The 14,923-nt window shown below is 67.7% G+C and carries 12 protein-coding genes; 6 read left to right on the plus strand and 6 right to left on the minus strand.

Features of this window, described 5'->3' with window-relative positions:
- The first annotated feature begins 102 nt into the window (after nt 1–102).
- Nucleotides 103–639: a TetR/AcrR family transcriptional regulator gene (locus AB0H61_RS23325; protein ID WP_357307839.1), complete on the plus strand. Its 537-nt coding sequence runs from the start codon at nt 103–105 to the stop codon at nt 637–639.
- A gap of 191 nt (nt 640–830) precedes the next feature.
- Here AB0H61_RS23325 and AB0H61_RS23330 read toward each other — a convergent pair whose 3' ends face one another.
- The 5 genes from AB0H61_RS23330 to AB0H61_RS23350 form a co-directional block, all read right to left on the minus strand.
- Nucleotides 831–1,130 carry a hypothetical protein gene (locus tag AB0H61_RS23330; protein WP_357307841.1) on the minus strand — a complete coding sequence of 100 codons (300 nt, stop codon included), beginning with the start codon at nt 1,128–1,130 and terminating at the stop codon, nt 831–833.
- A 368-nt stretch (nt 1,131–1,498) separates the two neighbouring features.
- Nucleotides 1,499–3,028 (minus strand): ATP-binding cassette domain-containing protein, encoded by a 1,530-nt coding sequence (locus AB0H61_RS23335; protein WP_357307843.1) that lies wholly within the window; start codon nt 3,026–3,028, stop codon nt 1,499–1,501.
- Nucleotides 3,025–3,828, minus strand: coding sequence for an ABC transporter permease subunit (locus AB0H61_RS23340; RefSeq protein WP_357307845.1), 804 nt, complete (start codon nt 3,826–3,828; stop codon nt 3,025–3,027). Before AB0H61_RS23340 ends, AB0H61_RS23335 begins: the two co-directional genes overlap by 4 nt.
- Nucleotides 3,825–4,778, minus strand: a complete 954-nt coding sequence (locus tag AB0H61_RS23345) for an ABC transporter permease (protein WP_357307847.1) — start codon at nt 4,776–4,778, stop codon at nt 3,825–3,827. Before AB0H61_RS23345 ends, AB0H61_RS23340 begins: the two co-directional genes overlap by 4 nt.
- A complete protein-coding gene (locus AB0H61_RS23350) occupies nt 4,775–6,331 on the minus strand; it encodes an ABC transporter substrate-binding protein (RefSeq protein ID WP_357307849.1) in 1,557 nt (518 codons plus the stop codon). Before AB0H61_RS23350 ends, AB0H61_RS23345 begins: the two co-directional genes overlap by 4 nt.
- A gap of 695 nt (nt 6,332–7,026) precedes the next feature.
- Here AB0H61_RS23350 and AB0H61_RS23355 point away from each other — a divergent pair.
- Nucleotides 7,027–7,896: a methyltransferase domain-containing protein gene (locus tag AB0H61_RS23355; RefSeq protein ID WP_357307851.1), complete on the plus strand. Its 870-nt coding sequence runs from the start codon at nt 7,027–7,029 to the stop codon at nt 7,894–7,896.
- Nucleotides 7,897–7,960: 64 nt separating this feature from the next.
- Here AB0H61_RS23355 and AB0H61_RS23360 read toward each other — a convergent pair whose 3' ends face one another.
- Nucleotides 7,961–9,232: an MFS transporter gene (locus AB0H61_RS23360; RefSeq protein ID WP_357307853.1), complete on the minus strand. Its 1,272-nt coding sequence runs from the start codon at nt 9,230–9,232 to the stop codon at nt 7,961–7,963.
- A gap of 172 nt (nt 9,233–9,404) precedes the next feature.
- Between AB0H61_RS23360 and AB0H61_RS23365 the strand changes: the two genes are divergently transcribed.
- The 4 genes from AB0H61_RS23365 to AB0H61_RS23380 are packed head-to-tail and all read left to right on the plus strand — an operon-like array spanning nt 9,405 to nt 14,735.
- On the plus strand, nt 9,405–11,078 hold the full coding sequence (locus tag AB0H61_RS23365) for an ABC transporter family substrate-binding protein (RefSeq protein WP_357307855.1): 1,674 nt from the start codon (nt 9,405–9,407) through the stop codon (nt 11,076–11,078).
- Nucleotides 11,075–12,109 carry an ABC transporter permease gene (locus tag AB0H61_RS23370; protein WP_357307857.1) on the plus strand — a complete coding sequence of 345 codons (1,035 nt, stop codon included), beginning with the start codon at nt 11,075–11,077 and terminating at the stop codon, nt 12,107–12,109. The genes AB0H61_RS23365 and AB0H61_RS23370 overlap by 4 nt, the downstream gene beginning before the upstream one ends.
- On the plus strand, nt 12,106–12,933 hold the full coding sequence (locus AB0H61_RS23375; RefSeq protein ID WP_357307859.1) for an ABC transporter permease: 828 nt from the start codon (nt 12,106–12,108) through the stop codon (nt 12,931–12,933). Before AB0H61_RS23370 ends, AB0H61_RS23375 begins: the two co-directional genes overlap by 4 nt.
- On the plus strand, nt 12,930–14,735 hold the full coding sequence (locus AB0H61_RS23380) for an ABC transporter ATP-binding protein (RefSeq protein WP_357307861.1): 1,806 nt from the start codon (nt 12,930–12,932) through the stop codon (nt 14,733–14,735). Before AB0H61_RS23375 ends, AB0H61_RS23380 begins: the two co-directional genes overlap by 4 nt.
- The last annotated feature ends 188 nt before the right edge of the window (nt 14,736–14,923 follow it).

The raw sequence follows: 14,923 nt of genomic DNA on the forward strand, positions 1-14,923 counted from the left end.
AACTGATTCCCGTTGCAGCACTGGAAGTCTGGACTACGTGATGTGCGGATTCGTGCATCCGATGGCCGACTCGGAAGGGTGGGAAGCTGTTCGAATCGGTCAGTGGGTGCAGGCGTAGGCTACGCGGCCGGGACGACCAACCGGATCGCCGAGCGCGCCGAGATATCCATCGGTTCGCTGTACCAGTACTTTCCGAACAAGGACGCTGTCCTGCGCGCCTTGATGGATGCCCATGTAGATGCCGGCGCCGACCTGCTCGGGAAACGGCTGTCCGACGGCCTGCCAGAGCGACTCGATGAGATCCTGCGCCTGTTCATCCGCGCGACCATCGACAATCATCGCGACGACCCTCGACTGCATCGCGTGCTGTTCGAGGAGGCGCCCCGCGCGCCACAGCTACTGACACGACTGCACGAGGCGGAGGGCCTCGCTGTCGCACTGGTCACGAGACTGCTGGACGAGCACCCGGAGGTCAGCGTCCCCGACAGCGCACTCAGCGCACGGATCGTGGTCGCGACGGTCGAGTCCCTGGTCCATCGACTGATCACCTCCCCCGCTCCGGTACGGCCCGAGGCGCTGGAGAACGAAATGGTCGTCCTTCTCGATTCCTATCTGAGAAGGACGACCGAAACCGCGTAGCCACCTGCGGGCTATTCGGCCACCGAACGGATCAGCTGGGCTGACATCGCGCGCAGGCAACGACCCTGTTAAAGGGCAGGGCTGCTCTCGCAACGTCCTGACGCCTCGGCAACCGTGGCATTCCTACGAGTCTCGCACTGGAGAACCGCTGGGGTCGGATCCGGGACGTCGATGTCGGGCGCGGTGGTCGTTCAGTGTTCGTCGTAGTGCCCCTGGTGGGCCGCGTGGCGACAGCCGTCGTGTATGTAGTCGACATGATCACCGTGCGGTACGGCGACATGCCCGCAACCCTCCCCGTGCACATGATCGTGGCCGTCGTGTGCGTGGTGCGTCGCCGGTTCGCATTCATCGAAATGACCGTCGTGGGCGCGATGAATGTGCCCGTCGTGGACGTAGTCCACATGGTCGCCGTGCGGGAAAGCGACGTGACCACAGCCTTCCCCGTGGACATGGCCGTGATCGGTGTGTTCCTGATGCAGAGTCGCGGTCATCGAACCTCCGAAAAGTCGGGAGCGCCGATTCAGCAGACGCTCTTACATTGCCAGATGCGCATAACATAACAGGTTGGCTAGTCGGATGCCTGGCGGGACACGGGCAGTGCATCCGAACCCCGGCTGATTACCATTGCTCGATCAACTACGGCAGGTGGCCGACTACGCCTTTCTCTTCCCGCTGTGTAGTCGATCTGGGCAGTGTCGCGAAGTCACGCACCGGTTAGCCGACCCGGATGCGCCACCGATCCCGTCGAGGCGTCGGCGTCGGGTGCATCTCGAAGGCCGACAGGATCGCCGCAACAAGTCTGATGCGCGCGTGGCCAATTCGAGCCACGCTCTACTGAGCTGCGGGGAGTCGACCGGATTCACGCTTTCAACGCGGCGGTGTCGTCCGGCGCGGCGCCGAGACCCGGATCGAGGTCGAGAAGTCCTTCCGGTGCGGGACCGAGACGGCCATCGGCGAGGTAGAGAACGTCGTCCGCCATTCGACGGGCGAGGTCCGGATTGTGGGTGATGAACACCAGACACAGCCCGCTGTCCCGGCGCAACTCGGCGAGGAGCTCGATGATTCCGTTCTGAGTGACCACATCCAGCGCTGCGGTGATCTCGTCACAGACCAGCACGTCGGGATCGGCGGCGAGCGCCCGCGCCAGAGCCACGCGCTGCCGTTCCCCTCCGGACAGCTCACTCGGCAATCGCGACAGGTAGTCGCCCGGCAGGCCCACCATCGCGAGGAGGCGTAGTGCCTGCGCGTCCAGCCCGCGGCGGTCACGCATTCCCCGCAGCACCCGCAATGGCCGGATCAGCGCCTTGCGCACGTTCTGGGTAGGGTGCAGCGCGCCGACTGGGTCCTGCGCGATGTACTGAATCGCGGCCCGGTCGGCGGGCGTCCGACGGCGTACATCGGCGGCTAAGGGGCGCCCGCCCAGGTGGACAGCTCCCGCGGTCGGGACGTGCAATCCCGCCAGGCACCGCGCGAGAGTGGTCTTGCCCGCTCCCGACACCCCCAGAACGGCGGTGCATCGTCCGGCGAACAGATCGAAGGACACACCGTCGAGGACAGTGCCACGATGCCGGTGACCCGCGACGAGATTCTCGACCAAGAGTCGCGGTTCCTGCTCCGTCGCGGGGCCCGCGACAGCCGGAAGCGGCCGTACCGCGGCGACCAAGGCCGCGGCGGCCTCTGATCGCGGGTTCCTCATCAGCTGGGTGTGCGGTGCGGACTCGACGATCCGCCCGTCATCGACCACGAGCACGCGGTCCACCGCCGCACCGGCCACCGACCCAAGATCGTGGGTGATCCACAGCAGCGAAACCCCCGAATCACGGAGAGCTAGCAGCTCCCGGCGCACCTCGGCGGCCGACACCACATCGAGTGCGCTGGTCGGTTCATCGAGCACCAACAGCCGCGGATTCCTCGCGAGCGCCAAGGCCAACGCGACCCGCTGCTGCTGTCCGCCGGAGAGCTGATGGGGATAGCGCTCGGACAGCCCCGGATCGAGACCCACCCGGTCGAGCAGGTCGGCGACTGCGGTCCCCCGTCGCGCGCCGGTACTCCGCCCCATCACCGATCGCAGCGTCGTCGACACCCTCCGGTGCGGATTCAGCGCGACGGAGGGATCTTGGCCAAGATACCCAGCCAGCCCTTGTCGGATACCTCCTGGCAGGACATCGCGACCGGCCACCCGAACCGAACCGCCCACGAATTCGCTTCCCGCGCGCAGGTGTCCGAGTACCGCGAGCGCGGTGGTGGTCTTGCCGGAGCCGGAGACACCCACCAAGCTCACCGACTCCCCGGCGGCGACGGTGAAAGTGACGCCGTTCAGAATCGGCGCCGTACCCGCTCGGATACGCAGATCGACGACCTCGATCAACGGCTCGGTAGCTCCGGTCACGCGATCAACGCCCGCGACTTCGCCAGCGCGCGGTCCGCGAGAAGGTTGACGCTCACGGCGACGACCGCGACCAGCGCCACCGGCACCGCCAACGCCGCAGGCTGTAGTGCCGCACCTGGCAGTGCCTCGGCGATGAGGATCCCCCAATCGGTCTCCCCCGCACTCACTCCCAGGAAGCCCGCCGCGGTGACCAGATAGACGGCCATGACGAACCGGAGGCCGAGATCGGCGGCCACCGGTCCCGCGACCAGCGGCAACAACTCGCGGCCGAGTATCCAGCTCATGTTCTCTCCTCGCGCGACGGCGGTCTCGACATGGCCGCGGGTGACCAGGGGGGCGGCCGCTGCCCGGATCACTCTCGCCGACAGCGGTGCGCCCGCGACGGCGACCGCGACGATAATGCCGAACCGGCTGGGCTGTGCGGTTTGAATCAACAGCAGCACCAGCAGGGGCGGTAGCGCCGCGATCGCGTCGAGGGGACGCAGTAGTGCTCCCTCTTGCCATCGCTTGCGCGCACCGAGCACCGCCGCGCCGAGCCCGATGACCGCGCCGAGCCCTGTCCCCACCACGGCGGCCAGCGCACTGGTGATGAACACCGGCCGGGCGCCGGCGAGAACCCGCGACAGGACGTCGCGCCCCAGATGGTCGGTGCCGAACGGCGGGAATTCGCCCGGCAGCGCGTAGGGCACGCCGACCGGCGCGGTGGGTGAGTGCGGCGCTATCGCGGGCCCGGCCACCGCGACGATGAACACCCCGATCACCACAGCGGCCAACAGCATCGACCCGAAGCGGTTGCTCACCGCGCGGCCGTCCGCAGCACCGGTGTCAGCAACTCTGTTCCCAGATCGGCGACGAACAGCGCGATCAAGGTGGCGCCTCCCAAGATCATCGCCAGCGCCTGCACGACCGGTAGATCACCCGTACGCACCGCCGTCACCAGTACCTCCCCGATTCCGGGGTATCCGAACACCCGCTCGACCAGCACCGCGCCGCCGATGAGGCCGACAGCGGTGACCAGCCACACCTGCACCGCGATCGGCCACACCGCGGGCAGCACCGCGGTCCGCACCACGGTTGCCCGCGGCACGCCGTTCAACCGGAGAAACTCCACGTGAGGCGCGCGTACCGCGGCCGCTGTCGTGGCACGGATGATCCGGCCGGTGTACCCGACGCCGAGCAGGACCAGGCTTACGACCGGCAACACCAGGATCTCGGGAGCGGCCAGCGGGCTCGAATCCGGTGGCACCAGCGAGACGGCGGGCAACCATCCCAGGCCGACCGCGACGATCAGGATCAGCCCACCCGCCAGCACGAACTCCGGTATCGATACCACGGCCAGCAGAACCACAGAGATCACCCGATCGCTCACGCTGCCACGCCGCAGACCCGCCCATACACCGAGCACCAGGGACAGCGGGACCAGGACCGCGACCGTGAGCAGAGCCAACAGCACCGAATTGCCGAGCCGACCCGACAGCATCTCCGCCACCGGCCGCCCGCTCGCCGATGTCCCCAGGTCTCCCTGGGCGAGCGCGACAACCCAGTCCAGGTATCGCTCGGTGACGGGACGATCCAGCCCGAGTCGCGATCGCGCCGCGGCGACCACCTCCGGGCCCTGCGCTCCCAGCCGCGCGGTCACCGGATCACCCGGCAACAGATCGACTCCGACGAATACCACCGCCGAGAGCAGCACGAGCAGGCCCACTGTGACCGCACCCCGGATCGCCAGCCGGGTGCCGATCGCGTTCACTCGCGGAAGCCCACGGTACCGAGGTAGGGATACTTGGCGGATTCACGAACCTGGAAACCGACGAGATCCTTACGCACCAACGACAACACGTCGCCGAATCCCCACACGATCCAGTTGCCCCGGTCGGCCATGACCTGCTGCGCGGTGCGCCACGCTCGCGCACGCTCGGTCTCCTCGACCGTCGACGCCGCCGTTGCCATCGCGGCCTCCAGTTCGGGGTCGCGGAATGCCAGCGATGGAAACGCGCTTGCCCGGTTGTAGATCAGACTCAGCGGAAACGGTCCGAGCGGAAAGGCGAGCGCATCCGCCGCGGTGATCCCGGCGGGGTCGAAATATGCTGTGGGCGGCACGATCTCGGCCTTGGCATCGAGCCCGATCGCACGCAGCTGCTCGACGAAGAGTTCGGTCGAGGAGTTCAGACCGGTCTCGTATTCGCCGCTACGCACCACCAGAGGCGCACCGGCCGCACCGGCCTCGCTCAGCAGCGCGCGCGCTCGGTCGATATCGCGATTCGGGGCGGCGATATCGTCCGCGTAGTACTGGGTACCTCGTCCGAACAAGTCGTTACCGGGCGTGCCGTAGCCGAGGAACACCCGGTCGACCAGCGACTTGCGGTCCACGGTGAGCCGCAGGGCCTTCCGGACCCGTGCATCGGCGAGCAGCGGCTTGGTGGTGTTGAGGATGAAGCCGTATCCGGTGCGCTGGCCGTCACCCGCGGTCCGGATCTCCACATTGTCGCCGCGGGCCCCCGCGCGTGCGAGGACGAACGGGATGTCGGAGGCGTAGTCGGCCTGACCGCCCTCGACCGCGTTGGCGCGGGTCTGCGGGTCATCGATGCTGAGGACGACGAGCTCGTCGGCCTTCGGCGGGCCGCCCCAGTACTCGTCGTTGCGGGTCAGCCGAGCCTGCTTGCCTGGCTCGAATCCGGCGAGCCGATAGGCGCCCGTGCCGACCAGAGACCCCGGTCCGAACGCTGTCGCGCCGTCCTTGACCACGGTCATCGCCGCCGAGGCCAGCACCTCGGCCGGAAAACCGAGGGGCCGAAGAGTCGGCACCCGCACCGTACGTTCAGCTGTCGCCGAGATGCCCGCGATGTCGAGTTGCGGCGCCAGCTCGCTGGCGAACAGCGGGTTCGCGGGCAGCTGCCGGAAGCTGTAGACGACATCCGCGGCGGTGAGCGGGGTACCGTCATGCCATCGCACTCCCTCGCGGAGGGTGAGCTCGAACGACATCGCGTCCGGTGCGGGCTTCGCCGAAACCGCAAGCGAGCCGGTGGGTTTGCCGTCCTGCATGACGAACAATCGGTCGAAGAGCACGAGGCTGCGCGCCAGATCGGCTGGGCTGTAAGCGGCGAACGGGTTCAACGACTCCATCGCCCCGCTGCCGACGAAGGCGAGCCGGACGGTGCCGCCGGTCCGGGCTGTACCCTCCCCGGCCCCGGACACCAGCCCGGCGGACGGTTCTTGCGAACACGCCCCGAGTGCCGTCAGCCCGGCGGCGACCCCGGCACTCACACCGATGAGCCGCAGCACATCCCGACGCGTCATTTCCATCGCAACCTCCGGTTGTCGCACAGGCACACCGGCCCTATTCATCTGGGCGTCTACGAGTCCCAAACTGAGATGGTAATCCTTTTCAATAAGAATGGGGTCCTGGGCGGCAACCGGGATGGAAAGTTCCTGGCACGCATGCGATTCGATGAACCCCGGCATGCTCCGCGCCGGGGTCGATCGCGACGAATGCGACGACCGATGCGATCGAAAGGCGTTGGGCGAAGGTTCGATCGGATCGAGAGTCGGCCGAATACGTTGGCACCGTTGGGCTGGACGAACGTATGAGCCGGAATCCTATGGTGCGGCCTGCCATTTGGTGTGTTCTTGATCGAGCGATGGAGCAGCGATCGGCGTCGCCGACCGTGTAGAGGACTTGATCGGTTGCACCGACCGACCGAACCGAACCGCGTGATCCCGAGCCCCATCCGGTATCCGAGCACAACGGAGCGTGGGCGGTCCGCAACCGGCGTCTTTCGGGCGAAGCGGACCGGTTCGGCGGTCGTGTAGCTCAGGGTCCGGGCGCGCGCTATGACGAGGTGCTCGGCCCTGACTACCGCGCTCGGCGGCAGCCGAATTCGGTGTGGCGCACAGCCGCCGATGGGCGGAACGTGTGGACGGAAGGGTAGCCCAGATCTGCGGATGATCGCCCGCGCGCCCGATCGTCCATTGAAAATGATGTTCAGTAAGATCGCAGCGTGATCATCAGCCACCCAGCCGGAACGGGCATTCCGGGCGCCGGGACGTCCACGAACGACCCTGCCGCAGCCGAAGCTGTGTTTCTCGACGCGACCCTGCGATTACTGGAACCGTTGGGTGTCGCACCGGGCGACATCGTCGTCGACGTGGGGCCGGGAGCCGGCTCCGCGACCGTCGCCTTGGCGAACGCGGTGGGTGCGGATGGCCGGGTCTACGCCATCGACGTGGACCCGGCGATGCTCGACGCCACCGTGGCCGCCGCGCGTATGGCGGGTGTGGCCGACCGCGTGCGGCCGGTCCTGCACAACGTGGAGGACGGGGTACCGCCGCTGCTGGAGCCCGCCGACGCGGTGTGGTCGTCGTGGTGCGTACACCACGCCCGTGACTGGGACGCCGCGGCCCGCACCTTGGTCGCCATGCTGCGCCCCGGCGGGGCACTGTGCCTGGCCGAGGGCGGACTGCCTGCCCGGTGCCTACCGTGGGATACCGGAATCGGGCGGCCGGGTCTGGAAATTCGCCTGGACGAAGCCCATGACCGTCACTTCACCCAGTGGTTCTACGGACGCCCCGGCGCCACGCGGCCGAACCGCGGTTGGGACGAGATCCTCGAGTCGGCCGGGCTGACAGACGTCGGGGCGTTCACCGCACTCGTCGACATCCCCGCTCCGCTGTCCGATCGAGTTCGCGCCGTGGTGCTGGCCGAATTGGCGGCGCGGGTTCGACGTGCGCGCCCCTTTCTCACCGAGGACGACCTGGCCGCGTGGTCGCGCCTGCTCGATCCGGACTCGGAGGCATGGCTTGGTCACCGCCGCGACCTCGCCCTGCTCACCGCCCGCACCGGCTTCCGTGGCCGTCGCCCCGCCATGTGACCACCGCGAAACCGCAGGGGCCTACCGCGGGCCAGTCGCATGACCGGCCCGCGGTAGGCGCTCCTCAGTCGAGAGCGTCCACCACCCGCTCCGGCTGCGGCGCGGGCAGTTCGCGCATCCGGGGAATGCCGGACAGCACGATCGGCAGGGCGGCGACGAGGAAGCCGATCGCCGCAACCCACAGGCCGGCACGCAGCCCAAGCCACCCTCCGACGAATCCGCCGACCAATGCTCCGGTCGTCCCGATGCCCCACATCAATGTGCGCATGCCTGCTGTCATACGTCCCATCAACTCCGGCGGAGTGACGGCCTGGCGCAGACTGGTCCCCGCGACGTTGGACAGAGCCAGACCCGCGCGCATCAGGAAGAAACCCGCGGTGACTCCGGTCGCCGCCATCACCGCGGGGCCGGTGCACAGCGGAATCAGCAGCGGCCCGGCGTATCCGACGATCACGGCCCCGAGATAGACCTTGCCGAAGGGGTAGCGACGCACCACGCGTTCGGCGAGCGCGGCGCCCAGCACTCCGCCCAGGGCGCTCAGCGCCACCACCAGACCGATCAGGCCGGGACCGAATTCGAGTTCGCGGACCGCGTAGATGACGAACAGCGCCTCGACGAACATGTAGCAGAAGTTGAACGCCGCGCCCGCGACGGCGAGCACCCGCAGGTAGGGCTGTCCGAGGATGAAGCGCACCCCTTCGGCGATCTCCTTGCCGAGATGCCGCGGCGCCGGTGCGCGCGGCGGCTCGGGGGTTCGGATGGTCCACAGCGAGATCACCGACGCTAGAAACGATCCCGCGTTCACCGCGAGCGCGTATGGCGCCGTGCACAATTGGACCAGCACACCACCGAGACCGGGTCCGGCGAACTCCGCGGCCGAGGCGCTGGCGCCGACCCTGCCGTTGGCGGCGACCAGATGGTCACGGTCGACGATGACCGGGACATAGGACAGCCAACAGACCTCGAACAGCACTGTGCAGACACCGACCGCCAGCACCACGACGGCCAGCACGGGCAGTGTCAGCGTGTCGGTCGCCGCCATGATCGGCACCAACGCGACCAGCGCGGCGCGTGTCAGATTCGCCGTGATCATCAGCGGCCGTTTGGCTCCGCGGTCAGCGAGCACTCCGAACGGCAGCGCGAGGAACAGGAACGGCAGGAACGCCAGCGAACGCAGCAGTCCCAACTCCTCCGGGGTGACCTGCAAGACCAGCACCGCGGTCAGCGGCAGCGCGAGGTTGGTGACCTGCACACCGAACAGGGAGACCGTCTCCCCGAACCAGAACCGCGTGAAATCCCGGTTGCGCCCCAACGGCTTCTTCTCGACATCGCCCATGCTGCCCTCCGAACCCGAAATGAAACGCCTTGCCCAACAATGAAAACCAATATCATCAGCCGGTAGCGCCGCCGTTCGAACCCTAATTGAAAATGGTTTTCAATTAGGATAGGTTGCCTCCGGCACCGATGAGTACTCGCCCCTCGGTGGGGCGATCAGATTGAGGACACACATGCGGTTGAGAACCAAGACGACCATGCTGGGTGGGCTGATGCTCGCCGTTGCCATGAGCGTGACCAGTTGCACGGGCGAGTCGGCGCCCACGGCAAGCGATCGCAGCATCGCCGGACCCGACATCAACGCCCAGGATCGCGACCAGCTGCAGGAAGGCGGTGACCTGCGGGTCCCGATCGATGCGTTGCCGTCGAACTTCAACCCGAAGCAGGTGAACGGCGCTCGCGTGGTGACCTACCAACTCGCCGACGCCATCCTGCCCAGCGCGTTCCTCGACACCGCCGACGGCGTCCCCGCGGTCAACAAGAACTACTTCGACGCCATCGAGCTCATCTCGTCCACCCCTCAGAAGGTGCGCTACTCGATCGCCGCGAACGCGAAGTGGAGCAACGGCCGTTCGCTCACCTGGCAGGATCTGCGTGGACACTGGGCGGCGGTCAATGGCACCGACAAGCGCTTCGAGGTCAGCAACCACATCGGCTACCAGGATGTGGCATCAGTCGAGCGCGGCGCCTCGGACAAGGAAGCCGTTCTCACTTTCTCCCGTCCCTTCGCCGACTGGCAGGGTCTGTTCCGCCCGCTGGTGCCCGCCGAACTGACAGAGACGTCTGAGGCGTTCAACAAATCCTGGCTCAACGGCCCCGCGGTGACCTCGGGCGCTTTCGAGGTGGCTTCGGTCGACACCACCGCCAAGGTGGTGACATTGAAGCGAAACGAATCCTGGTGGGGGCAGCGGCCCGCACTCGACCGGGTGATCTTCCGGGTCCTCGCCCCCGCGGCACGCGCTGACGAACTGGCCAACGGCGGGATCGATCTGTACCCGATCGGCGGTGACGTGGACCTGTTCACGCGCGCGCAGTCCATTCCCGGAGTGGAGATCCGCCAGGCCACCGAGCGGCGCGCCGGACAGCTCACCTTCAACGGTGCCGCAGGCGCGTTGCTGTCCGACGAGCGGCTGCGCATCGCGATCGCCCAGGCGATCGACCCGCAGCAGGTCACCGATGTCATCGTGGGCCCGGTCGCGCCGGGGACGAAGGCCGTGGGCAACCACATCGTGCCGCCGGGATACGCTGGCTACCGGGATAATTCGTCGGCTCTTCCCTTCGATCCGGCCGCTGCCCGCGCCGCCCTCGACGCCCAGGGCTGGAAGCTCGACGGCAAGGTCCGCACCAAGGACGGCAAGCCGCTGAGCCTGCGTTTCGTCGTGCAGGCCACCCCGACCGGACGCACCGTTTCCGGCGTCATCGCCGAGCAGCTGGCCGCCGTCGGTGTCGAGGCGAAGATCGAGTCGGTTCCGACCGAACGCTTCCAGGACACCTACCTGCAGCCGGGCAACTTCGACCTCATCGCCTTCGAATGGACCAAGTCGCCGTACCCGATCTCGCACGACCGTCCGGTCTTCCAGACTCCGGTAGACGGCAAGGCGGGCAACAACTTCGGCCGCGTGGTCGTTCCCGGCATTCAGGAACTCTACGACCGCGCCATCGCGGAGTTCGATGTCACCAAGCGTGACGCGCTGGTCGACGAGATCGACATCCTGGCCTGGAAATACGCCCACCACCTGCCGCTCTACCCCGAATCCGGGGCGTATGCGGTGCGGACGGAACTCGCCAACTACGGCGCTCGCGGACTGGGCGGTTACGGCTTCGCCGCAGCCGGCTTCATGAAGTGACCGGGAGGCTTGGACAGCGCCCGCGCCTCCCGGCGCTGTCCGGGCCCGGCGGGCGCGCCGTCATCAGGCTGCTCACCCGGTCGGCGGGCCGACTCGCGGTGTGCCTGGCGGCGGTCACGCTCACCTACACCCTCGCGTCGCTGAGTTTCGACCCGCTGGCAGATCTGCGCTCCACCCAGCCGCCGACACCGCAGGAGGTGATCGACGCGCGAGCGGTCGCACTCGGTCTGGATCGCCCCCTGCTGCCACGGATGCTGGAATGGTTCACGGGCGCGTGCACAGGCGATTTGGGCGTCACCGTGGACGGCCATCCGATCGGAGCGCAGCTGTGGGAGCGTGCCGGAACCAGCCTTCGGCTGTTCCTGCCCGGCAGTGTGCTCGCCGTGCTGGGGGGTATCGCCGTGGGTGTGTGGGGTGCGGTGCGCGCCGGACGGACATCCGACCGGATCTCGATGGCGACCGCCCTGCTGCTGCTGGCCGTGCCGGTCTTCGTCCTCGGAACGGTTCTCAAGATTCTGTGGCTGCCGATCAACAATGCCGCCGGCACCGATCTATTGCCCTTCAGCGGCGAGACCACACCGGGCAGCGAGGCCACCGGCTGGGCCGAATTCGGGGATCGGATCAGACATCTGGTGTTGCCGACCATCACCATCGCCCTGCCGCAGATCGCCTTCTACAGCCGATTCCAGCGGGCGGCGATGCTCGAGGTCCTGCACAGCGAATTCCTGCGCGGCGCCCGCACCCGTGGGCTCACCTATCGGCAAGCCATCACCGGCCACGGCCTGCGCATGGCACTCGTTCCGATGACCGCGCTGGTGGCGTTCGGATTCGGGCTGCATCTGGTGGGTGGGGTGTTCACCGAACGGATCTTCGGCTGGCACGGACTCGGTGACTGGCTGATGTCGGCCATCGAGAATCAGGACGCCCGCGTGGTGGCCACCGCGACGTTGTTGATGGCGGTGCTGGTCGTCGTGGTCGGTTGGGTGGCCGATCTCGCGCTGGCATTCCTTGATCCGAGAACTCGCTCATGAGCTCACTGTCGCAAACACTCTCACGCAACCGGATTCGTGTCCTGCTCGGTGCGGGTTCGCTGGCCCTGTTGGCGCTCGCCGCCTTCGTCGGCCCGCTGGTATTGCCCTACAGCCACGACCAGCAGAATCTCACGGCCATCCTGCAACCCCCTTCGCCCTCCCATCCCCTGGGAACCGCCCGACTGGGCGAGGACGTGCTCGCGCTGTGTCTGCGCGGATTACAGAAATCGCTGGTGATCGGGGTGCTCGCCGCTCTGCTCACCACCGCCGTGGCGGCCATCGTCGGCACGGTCGCCGGATATCTGGGTGGCACCACCGACCGCGTCCTGATGGCGGTGGTCGATGTGCTGCTGGTGCTACCGCCGATCCTGGTGGTGGCGGTATTGTCCCCCACGCTGCGCGAACAATCCTGGTTGCTGCTTGTACTGGCCATCGCGGGTTTCCAATGGATGCTCACCGCGCGTGTGGTGCGTGCTCGCGCCTGCAGTCTGCGCGCCGCTGGGTATGTGACCGCCGCCGAGCAGATGGGCGCCTCCACCGCCCGGATCGTCGTCCGTCATCTCCTGCCGCAGATGACGCCGCTCCTGGTCATCGACGCCACCATGAACGTCGCGACCGCCGTGCTGGCCGAGGCAGGACTGAGCTACTTCGGTTTCGGTGTGCAACATCCCGACGTCTCCCTCGGCACCCTGGTCGCCGCGGGCACCGGTTCCGCCCTGACGTTCCCGTGGGTTTTCCTCGCCCCGGTGGGCTTTCTCGGTGCCGCCGTACTGGCCACCGCCGTACTGGGCGAAGGTTTGCGCAACGACGAGAGGACCGGATGACTCCCCTGCTCGAAATCGGTGGCCTGAACGTGAGTTTCGGGCTGCCCGGTGCCCGGGTGCATGCCGTGCGGAACCTGTCGCTGACGATCGCGGCGGGCGAATCGCTCGCGCTGATCGGCGCCTCCGGTTCGGGGAAATCGGCGACGGCGTTCGCGACGATGGGCCTGCTACCGCCCTCGGCGCAGGTGAGCGGGTCGATCCGATTCGACGGCACCGAACTGGTGGGCCGCCGCGATCGTGAACTGTCACTGCTACGCGGACGCCGTATCGCGATGGTGCATCAGGACTCCCTCGCCGCCCTCACCCCCGTGATTCCGGTGGGGAAGCAACTGGCCGAGGCCATCACCATCCACCAGCCCCGGCTCGGACGTGCTGCGGTCACGGAATATGCTGTCGCCCTGCTCGATTCGGTGGGTCTCGACAACCCGCGGCAACGAATGGCGGATCTGCCGCACGAGTTCTCCGGCGGCATGCGCCAACGGGTCGGCATCGCGATGGCGATCGCGAACGAGCCCGATCTGCTGATCGCCGACGAACCGACCAGCGCCCTGGATGTCACCGTGGCCGCGCAGATCCTGGACCTGCTCGACACCGTCCGGGCGCGAACCGGGGCCGCGCTGCTGCTCATCACCCACGACTTGGGCGTGGTTGCCCGGACCTGTACGCGCGTCGCGGTATTGGATCGCGGGGAGCTGGTCGAACAGGGCGAGGTGCGGACGCTGTTCGGCGAACCCGCCGGAACCCGGGTGGGTGCGATGTTGGCCGCGGGCTCCCCACGGGCCGCCGCATCGCGCCCGGCCGGGGCACAGGTCCTTCGTGTGAGCGGCCTGCGCAGACATTTCCGGCAGCAGCGATCTGTGACGGTACCCGCCGTGCAGGCGGTGGATCTGGAACTGGCAGCAGGACAGGCGCTCGCGCTCATCGGCGAATCCGGCTGCGGCAAATCCACTGTGTTGCGCGAGATCATGGCGTTGCGTGCGCCGCAAGCAGGTGCGATCGAGGTGTTCGGCCGCGACGTGGCGGATCTGAACAGGCGCGACCGCCACGCTCTGCGTACGCGCCTGCAGATGGTGATGCAGGATCCGACGAATTCGCTGAACCCGACCATGACCGTCGCCGAACTGATCGCCGAACCGCTGCGCATCCAGGGACATGCCCGACGCGGCAGCCGCGAGCGGGCTGTCGAACTGCTCGCACGGGTGGGACTCGACCCCGCATCTGCCGACCGGCGTCCGGGCCAGTTGTCCGGCGGGCAACGTCAACGAGTAGCCATCGCCCGCGCACTCGCGCCGCGTCCCGACCTCGTCCTGTTGGACGAACCGGTGTCGGCGCTGGATATGCCGTTGCGGGCGGGGATCATGGATCTGCTCACCGGACTACGCGAACAGTACGGATTGGCGTATCTGATCGTCTCCCACGACATCTCGCTCACCCGCGGTACGGCCGAACGGGTGGCAGTCATGTACCTTGGCCGCGTCGTCGAAGCCGGGCGAGCCGACGAGGTCCTCGAGCACCCACTACATCCGTATACTCGCGCTCTTGTCGCGGCGACACCGGTCCCACAGGTGGACGCGGTGCGAGCGCCTCGTGCGGTGCCGATCCACGGCGAAGTCGACGCCGAGGACGCCCCCGCCCAGCTCACCGGATGCGCCTTCCGCTCCCGGTGCGCGCTGTTCGCGCAGCTGAGCGTCACCGAACGCGCACTGTGCGCGAGCACCCTGCCCCGGTCACGGGACATCGGCTCGCGCACAGTGGCATGTCATCATGCGGTCGAGTCGACCACGGCGGCAGTTCGCGGATAGCTGGAGCATTCCAGCGCATCGACGGTCTGTCCGCCGATCCGGAAGCCGTCGGCCACCGTGGCGATATCGGCCGACACCTCGGTGGTGCTCGCCCCCCCCCCCCCCGAAACGGAACCGTCCACCCACGTGTTCGTAGTAGGCGTCGGCGTCGGGCAATATCTGCCCCGGTTCCAGGACGACCTCCGCAT

The organism is Nocardia sp. NPDC050710, assembly GCF_040654375.1.
In the GTDB taxonomy this organism is placed as follows: Bacteria; Actinomycetota; Actinomycetes; order Mycobacteriales; family Mycobacteriaceae; genus Nocardia.

What these genes read in the sequence shown, in the direction of transcription:
- AB0H61_RS23350 (WP_357307849.1), bottom strand. Translation starts at nt 6,331, where the DNA reads ATGGAAATGACGCGTCGGGATGTGCTGCGGCTCATCGGTGTGAGTGCC.
- AB0H61_RS23380 (WP_357307861.1), top strand. Translation starts at nt 12,930, where the DNA reads ATGACTCCCCTGCTCGAAATCGGTGGCCTGAACGTGAGTTTCGGGCTG.
- AB0H61_RS23330 (WP_357307841.1), bottom strand. Translation starts at nt 1,130, where the DNA reads ATGACCGCGACTCTGCATCAGGAACACACCGATCACGGCCATGTCCAC.
- AB0H61_RS23375 (WP_357307859.1), top strand. Translation starts at nt 12,106, where the DNA reads ATGAGCTCACTGTCGCAAACACTCTCACGCAACCGGATTCGTGTCCTG.
- AB0H61_RS23360 (WP_357307853.1), bottom strand. Translation starts at nt 9,232, where the DNA reads ATGGGCGATGTCGAGAAGAAGCCGTTGGGGCGCAACCGGGATTTCACG.
- AB0H61_RS23365 (WP_357307855.1), top strand. Translation starts at nt 9,405, where the DNA reads ATGCGGTTGAGAACCAAGACGACCATGCTGGGTGGGCTGATGCTCGCC.